This window comes from Pseudomonas sp. IT-P4 (assembly GCF_949767755.1).
In the GTDB taxonomy this organism is placed as follows: Bacteria; Pseudomonadota; Gammaproteobacteria; order Pseudomonadales; family Pseudomonadaceae; genus Aquipseudomonas; species Aquipseudomonas monachiensis.
The window spans coordinates 67,315-73,775 of sequence record NZ_CATKPX010000031.1 but is presented as its reverse complement, the minus strand read 5'-3'; the positions used below and the strand labels follow the sequence as shown (position 1 = coordinate 73,775).

The 6,461-nt window shown below is 58.8% G+C and carries 4 protein-coding genes and 1 pseudogene; 4 read left to right on the top strand and 1 reads right to left on the bottom strand.

Annotation, left to right across the window (positions count from 1 at the left end):
• Window positions 1-873: pseudogene (locus tag ACM6IT_RS12795) on the top strand (hypothetical protein); the annotation flags it as partial.
• 282 nt (window positions 874-1,155) lie between these two features.
• On the opposite strand, the gene ACM6IT_RS12790 reads toward ACM6IT_RS12795, so the two are convergent.
• A complete protein-coding gene (locus ACM6IT_RS12790; RefSeq protein ID WP_414918120.1) occupies window positions 1,156-1,869 on the bottom strand; it encodes a response regulator transcription factor in 714 nt (237 codons plus the stop codon).
• A gap of 831 nt (window positions 1,870-2,700) precedes the next feature.
• Between ACM6IT_RS12790 and ACM6IT_RS12785 the strand changes: the two genes are divergently transcribed.
• From ACM6IT_RS12785 to ACM6IT_RS12775, 3 genes are all read left to right on the top strand, one after another.
• Window positions 2,701-4,305, top strand: coding sequence for a tetratricopeptide repeat-containing response regulator (locus tag ACM6IT_RS12785; RefSeq protein WP_056728077.1), 1,605 nt, complete (start codon window positions 2,701-2,703; stop codon window positions 4,303-4,305).
• The gene (locus ACM6IT_RS12780; protein WP_414918119.1) at window positions 4,302-4,994 is read left to right on the top strand and encodes a sensor histidine kinase; all 693 of its coding nucleotides are present in this window, start codon (window positions 4,302-4,304) and stop codon (window positions 4,992-4,994) included. Before ACM6IT_RS12785 ends, ACM6IT_RS12780 begins: the two co-directional genes overlap by 4 nt.
• Window positions 4,995-5,195: 201 nt before the next feature.
• On the top strand, window positions 5,196-6,440 hold the full coding sequence (locus ACM6IT_RS12775) for a glutamine synthetase family protein (RefSeq protein ID WP_414918121.1): 1,245 nt from the start codon (window positions 5,196-5,198) through the stop codon (window positions 6,438-6,440).
• The last annotated feature ends 21 nt before the right edge of the window (window positions 6,441-6,461 follow it).

Below are 6,461 nucleotides of genomic sequence, written 5' to 3'. Positions count from 1 at the left end.
CTGGCCTCGACCGCGGACATCCTGAGCGGCATCGGGCTCGGAGCCCCCGACCCCACCGAAGCCGCGCTACAGACCAACCCCCTGCCGTCGTACATCGACCCTGCATCCATGAACGTCAGCACGTCCGGCATCGGCGTCGGCAACAACGTCTTCCAGGGCGATAACCTGGCGGCCATCAGCGCCGCCGATGAAAGTTTCGTGATCAATCCAGAGACCCTGCTGACGGGCATGAAGGTCTTCATCGACAACTCCGTGGCGGGTTACAACACGGCGACCGAAGATCTGTACTACAGGATCTACTACGCCGATGGCACGTTTTCGAACCAGGTCGAGGTGAACACCCTGACGCCAGAGGCTGGCGGGCAGGTGTCCTTCCTCATCCAGAAGGAGGGTACGTCACTGATCGACGCTGTTCAGCTGACGATGGGCCGGGGCGATGTCAAGATCCCGGTGATCCAGTTCATTCAGCAGAGCGAGAGTCTGGCCAGCGATGTCCAGCTGGCGTTCAGCGCAACGCTGACGGACAAGGATGGGGACTCGGCGACCAGTGCGTTTGCCGCCAATTTGTTCGCCAACGACCCGACCAACGCATCCTTCGACTTCTCGCTGGCGGGCACGATCGGTAAGCAGGATGCGTTCAACATCGACCTGTCAGTCAATGACAACCTGTACCAGGTCACCGGCTTCGATACGGGTTCAGGCGTGCAAGACAAGCTGGTGCTCAACGGCGACCCGAACGCCGTTGTCCAATCGATCAACAACGCCGGCGCAGATAGCGTCGTGACGGTTGCCGAGACTGGCGGACAAACAACGACCATCACCGTGGTCGGGGCCCATGTTGAGAATACCGACATCTTTTTTGGCAGCGCCTGAGGCTTTGCGCGTGTGAACGGATGCGAGGGTGGCCCAGGAAACCACCCTCGCATTCTTTTTGCGGTTCCGATACGAGATCCCCATGATCGCTACGCTGTGAACTGGCGAGCAGCACAAGGCTTGAAAAGCGCGGCGGGTAGGTACGGGTGGACGTGGCAGATTTTACGAAAACGACATCAGTATTGCGGGGCACTCTGTCCCGGGATACCGACAAGGACGGCAAAACGGTGACGGTCTACTCCCTGAAAGTGAGGGGCAGACCGTTTTGTATCGACTTGAAACTCATTCCAGTTCCACCCAGGCGGACTCGGTCGGTGCTTCGTTGGTGAGCCCGTGTTTCAGCGCATACATCAGCAAGTCGATGCGGTTGATGAGATTAAGCTTTTGATAGATGTTGCTGAGGTGGTTGTGCACGGTGTGCTCGCTGATCCCCAGGCGCCCGGCGATGCTCACATATTTGGCGGACGGTTCGCCCACGATGGCGCGAATCAGTTCTCTCTCGCGCAGCGTCAACCGCGCCTGTTTTGCCCGCTCCAGATTGCATTTTATGGGAATCTGCCCGGTCGCGGCATAACCGGAAAGGCCGCCAGCCCAGGCTCTATCCATTGCGAAGTCGCTATGGTGGACCTTGAGGATGGCCTGGATAATCGATTCCGTCGGGTCTTCCGCCAGCACGATGCCGCGAGCGCCAGCCTCTATCGCCTGGGCAACGGGGACGACTTCGTACAGGCCCTTGAGCAGCAGCACTTTCATTTCGGCGCTACGGGTGAGTCCCGCGACGACATCCAGAGGATTCAGCGCATCCGGAAAGAAACTGAAAAAAATCACATCGGGCCGCAGCTGATCGGCAAGATCCAGCGCCTGGGTATAAGTGGTGGCTTGCGCTGTCACTTCCATCCGGGGTTTTCTGGCATTGATCAAATCGTGAAGGCCCATGAGTACGAGGGGACGACAATCGATCAACATCACGCCAATTGACTCTCTTTGGTCAGTCATGATCTTCCTGACCCTCTTGAAAAACCAGTGAAGGCCTCCCCCCGCAGGACTTTGCGAGGCAGAAACTTGCCCACTTGGGCGGTGCGATTGAAGGACGAAATTGAACGCAGGGAGGCCTTGATGAAGCCCTCCCAGGCATTGGCAACCATCGACCCCGGACCATTTCCATCAACAGGACTGGCACGTTGGGCGAACGTTTCCAGAAGGCAGTCAAAGCCCGGGAGAGAAGATCAATACGAATAATTATCAGTGGTTTACACATGATGATGTGCTCCCTCCCGCCTCTCAACTGATTCTAGGCCAGCTCGGAGCGCTTCCAACCTACCCATCCGTCAGTGCTCGATCCAGTCCCGGTGCGGACAGGCCTGACCGATGTTCTCGAGACGGGGAGTAACCCTCGAAAATCAAGGTATTAGGCCTGCCATAGATGGCCAGTGGCCAAGGTCGGATCCACATCATGAGCGTCAATTAATCGACGAGTGGCGTTAACTTGGGAGCACTAATATCGACTTAGTCAATTTGTCGGCGATATCTGGCTGGTTAGCCACCTTTTTTTGTGCACGAGGTCTCGTTTTCAGTAACGCCTTCGCATATTCAGATTGAGCGTTGGGGAAGACTCTCAAGGGAATGCCATGGCTGGCCGATAACATGGGCAGTCAAGAGCCTCTTCGTCTCTTTCGATCGATGCATATGCTGATTGGCGATGAGAAAGTGTGTTGATGGCTAAGGGCTACCAGTTATCATCTGCGCGCCAAAACAGGGGCTGCGAAGCTGAGTCCGTCCGTGTATTTGCCTTTGGGTTCTTCTTCTTAAATTGCCTGGAAATCTTCGATGCTGTCGTATCACCAAAAGCGTTTTCTGATCGTCGATGATTTCTCGGACTTCCGCAGTTCGGTCAGGTCGATGCTGCGTGAACTGGGCGTCAAGGAAGTGGACACTGCCGATACCGGCGAGCAGGCGCTGAAAATGTGCTCGCAGAAAGCCTACGATTTCATCTTGCAGGACTTTCACCTGGGTGACGGCAAGAAGAACGGCCAGCAGGTGCTCGAAGACCTGATGGAAGAAAAGCTGATCAGCCATGAATCGGTGTTCGTCATGGTCACCGCCGAAACCAGCCAGGCCATGGTGCTCAGTGCGCTGGAGCATGAGCCCGATGCCTACCTGACCAAGCCGTTCAACCGTTCCAGCCTGGCCCAGCGCCTGGAGCGCCTGGAGCAACGCAAGACCCTGCTCAAGCCGATCCTTCAGGCCCTCGACCGCGGTAAGCCGATGGAGGTGCTCAACGCCTGTATCGCCCTGTGCAAACAAGACATCCGCTATTCGCCACTGTGCCTGCGCTTTCGCGCCGATGCCCTGCGCGACCTGAATCAGAACGAAGCGCTGGAGCGTCTCTACGACAGCATCATTGCCGACCGCCCGTTGCCATGGGCGTTTGCCGGGCTGGGTAAGTTGCTGTTCAAGCGTGGCCAGGTCGGGCAGGCCAAGGGCATATATGAAAAGGCCCTGAAAGTCTTCCCGATGATGCCGTCGCTGTATGACGGCATGGCGGATGTACTGGTCGCCGAAGGGGATACCAAGGGTGCGCAGCGCGTCCTGGAAGAGGCGATTCGCCTGTCGCCGCTGGCGGTGCGTCGGCAAGCGTTGCTCGGCAAGCTGGCGATGACCAACGAGGACTTCGACACGGCGGCCAAGGCCTATCGCCAGGCAGTGAGCCAGGGCGCGCAGTCACGGTTCAAGGATGCCGAAAGCAACCTCGGCCTGGCCCATGCGTTGATCAGCAAGGGCAGCGAACGGGGCCTGGACACGCGGACCCGCCTGGAAATCAACACCACATTGAGTGCCGTGGCCAAGGAGAACCCCTCCGATCCTGGCCTGCAAATCCGGGCGCGCCTGATGAAGGCCACCAGCCTGTTGCTCAACGATGCAGAGACGGCCGACAAGCTCACCGAACAAGCCTTGTTGCGTCTGGATGGCATGGAGCAATTCATGAGCGCCGAAGCGGCCTTGCTGGTGGCCAAGCAGCTGAAACTGCTCGGGCAGACCGAAGCCGGCACCGCGATGCTGAAAAACTGCGTGGAAATCTACGGCGACGATCCGGTGGTCATGAAGGACATCGCCAAGCAGACCGACGACCCGAGCATCCTCAATTCCGGCAACGCCGCCGCGGAACTCAACCGTCAGGGCGTGCGCGTGTACAAGACCGGCAACCTGGTGGAGGCCCGGCAGGTATTCCGCAAGGCCCTGGCGATGCAACCGAAGAACATCAGTATCGCCCTGAACATGGCGCAGTCATTGCTGCATGGCACCGATACCAGCGTTCCTTCGGCGGAGCTGGAGGAGTGTCGGACCTGTCTGAAAATGGTCGGCCTGATGCCCGACACCGACGCGCGTTATCCGCGTTACCAGAAGCTGAAAAGCAAGGCGCTTGGCCAATGAACGACAACGAGCAGGCACTGGATTTCTCCACGGTGATCGCCTCTACCGTGCACGACATGAAGAACTCGCTGGCCATGCTGATGCAGGCTCACAGCCAGTGGCTTGGGCAATTGCCGGAGTCGGCGCGGCAAGCGCCGGAGCAGGGCGTGATGGACTTCGAATTCGCCCACCTCAACGGCATGCTGGTGCAGTTGTTGGGGCTGTACAAGCTCGGCGTCAACCAGATGCCATTGCAACCGGCCTACCATGAGCTGGACGACTTCATCGAAGCGCAACTGGCCTGTCATCAGGAGGTGTTCGCCAGCCGCGGCATCATGGCCACCTATGAAGTGGACCCGCTGAGCCCTCTGGGTTTCTTCGACCGTGAGTTGATCGCGTCGGTATTGGCCAACTGCATCAACAACGCCATTCGCTTTGCACGGCATGCCGTTCTGATCAGCGTTAGCGACGATGCCGGGCAACTGATGTTGACCATCAATGACGATGGCGAGGGGTATCCGGCGCAGATGATCGAGCGTCAGGCCGATTACGTGCAGGGGATCAATCAAAGCACCGGCAGCACCGGGCTGGGCCTGTACTTTGCCGGGCGAATTGCCGCGCTGCATCAACGCAACGGTGTGGGTGGGCGTACCGAAATCAGCAATGGCGGGCCGTTGGGTGGTGGGGTGTTTCGCCTTTACCTGCCCTGACCGGCAGCATATTTATCGACGCTGCTTGAAATTCCGAACACGTGGAGCCTATTTTGTACGGTCGCCGTTCGCGGCCCGCACAATAACAAGGATAGCGTCATGACGACCGTTGGCCTGAGTTCACTCGCGCAGCGATTGACGGGCATTGATCAAGTTGAATGTGTCACGCCGGATTTGAATGGCGTTCCACGGGGCAAGGTGATGACCGCCGAGGGTTTTCTCGACGGTCGACGTTTGCAGATGGCGCGGGGCGTGCTGCTGCAATGCATCATGGGCGGATATCCGCCGGCGCGGTTTTACGGCAGCGACGATGGCGACCTCGCGTTGATCCCGGACCCTGCACAAATCCACCGCTTGCCCTGGAGCCATCCACCGCGGGCCTTGGCCATTTGCGATGCGGATGAACTGGGCACCACCACCAGCTCCAATCTGTCGACCCGTGGCCAGCTCAAGGCGGTGATTGCCCGTTACGCGGTTCGCGGCCTGGCGCCTGTGGTGGCGACCGAGCTCGAATTTTTTGTCTTCGCCCCCAACACCGATCCGACCCTGGCTTTTCAACCGCCACTGGGGCTGGACGGTCGCCGCGAAGACGGTCAGTCGGCGTTCAGCGTCAGTTCCAACAACGGCTTGCGGCCGTTCTTCAATGAAGTCTACGAGTGCATGGCGGCCCTGGGGTTGCCCCGCGATACCTTCATGCACGAAATGGGCGTCAGCCAGTTCGAGATCAATCTGCTGCACGGTGATCCGCTGTTGCTGGCCGACCAGACATTCCTGTTCAAGCACTTGCTCAAGGAAGTGGCCCTCAAGCACGGCCTGAGCGTGGTGTGCATGGCCAAGCCGTTGGCGCATACGCCGGGCAGTTCGATGCATATCCACCAGAGCGTGGTCGAGATCGATTCGGGACGTAATGTGTTCAGCGACGAGGCGGGCCAGGAGACGGCCACTTTCCGCCACTTCATTGCCGGTCAGCAAAGGTGCATGGCCGATTTCACCGCGTTGTTTGCGCCGAACGTGAACTCCTATCAGCGCTTGTGCCATCCTTACGCCTCACCGAATAATGCCTGCTGGTCCCACGACAACCGGGCGGCGGGCTTGCGCATTCCGGCCAGTTTGCCGGTGGCCCGTCGGGTCGAGAACCGCTTGCCGGGGGCCGATGCCAACCCGTACCTGGCGATTGCCGCAAGCCTGGCGGCGGGGTTGCATGGCATCGAGAAGGCATTGGAGCCGAGCGCGCCGATCCAGGGTGAGTTCGACGTGCCGGATAATCTTTCGTTGCCGTGTACCTTGCATGCGGCGCTTGAGCGTCTGAAACGTAGCCAGTTGGCCAAGGAACTGTTCGGCACGGAATTCATCGAAGGCTACATCGCTTCGAAGACCCTGGAACTGACCAGTTTCCATGATGAAATTACTCCCTGGGAAAGGCGTGTTTTAGCAACCCAGGCCTGACGTCCCGTCGACATCCGGCTA

Excerpts from the sequence above, each read along its gene's own strand:
- ACM6IT_RS12790 (WP_414918120.1), bottom strand. The coding sequence starts at position 1,869 with ATGACTGACCAAAGAGAGTCAATTGGCGTGATGTTGATCGATTGTCGT.
- ACM6IT_RS12785 (WP_056728077.1), top strand. The coding sequence starts at position 2,701 with ATGCTGTCGTATCACCAAAAGCGTTTTCTGATCGTCGATGATTTCTCG.
- ACM6IT_RS12780 (WP_414918119.1), top strand. The coding sequence starts at position 4,302 with ATGAACGACAACGAGCAGGCACTGGATTTCTCCACGGTGATCGCCTCT.
- ACM6IT_RS12775 (WP_414918121.1), top strand. The coding sequence starts at position 5,196 with ATGACCGCCGAGGGTTTTCTCGACGGTCGACGTTTGCAGATGGCGCGG.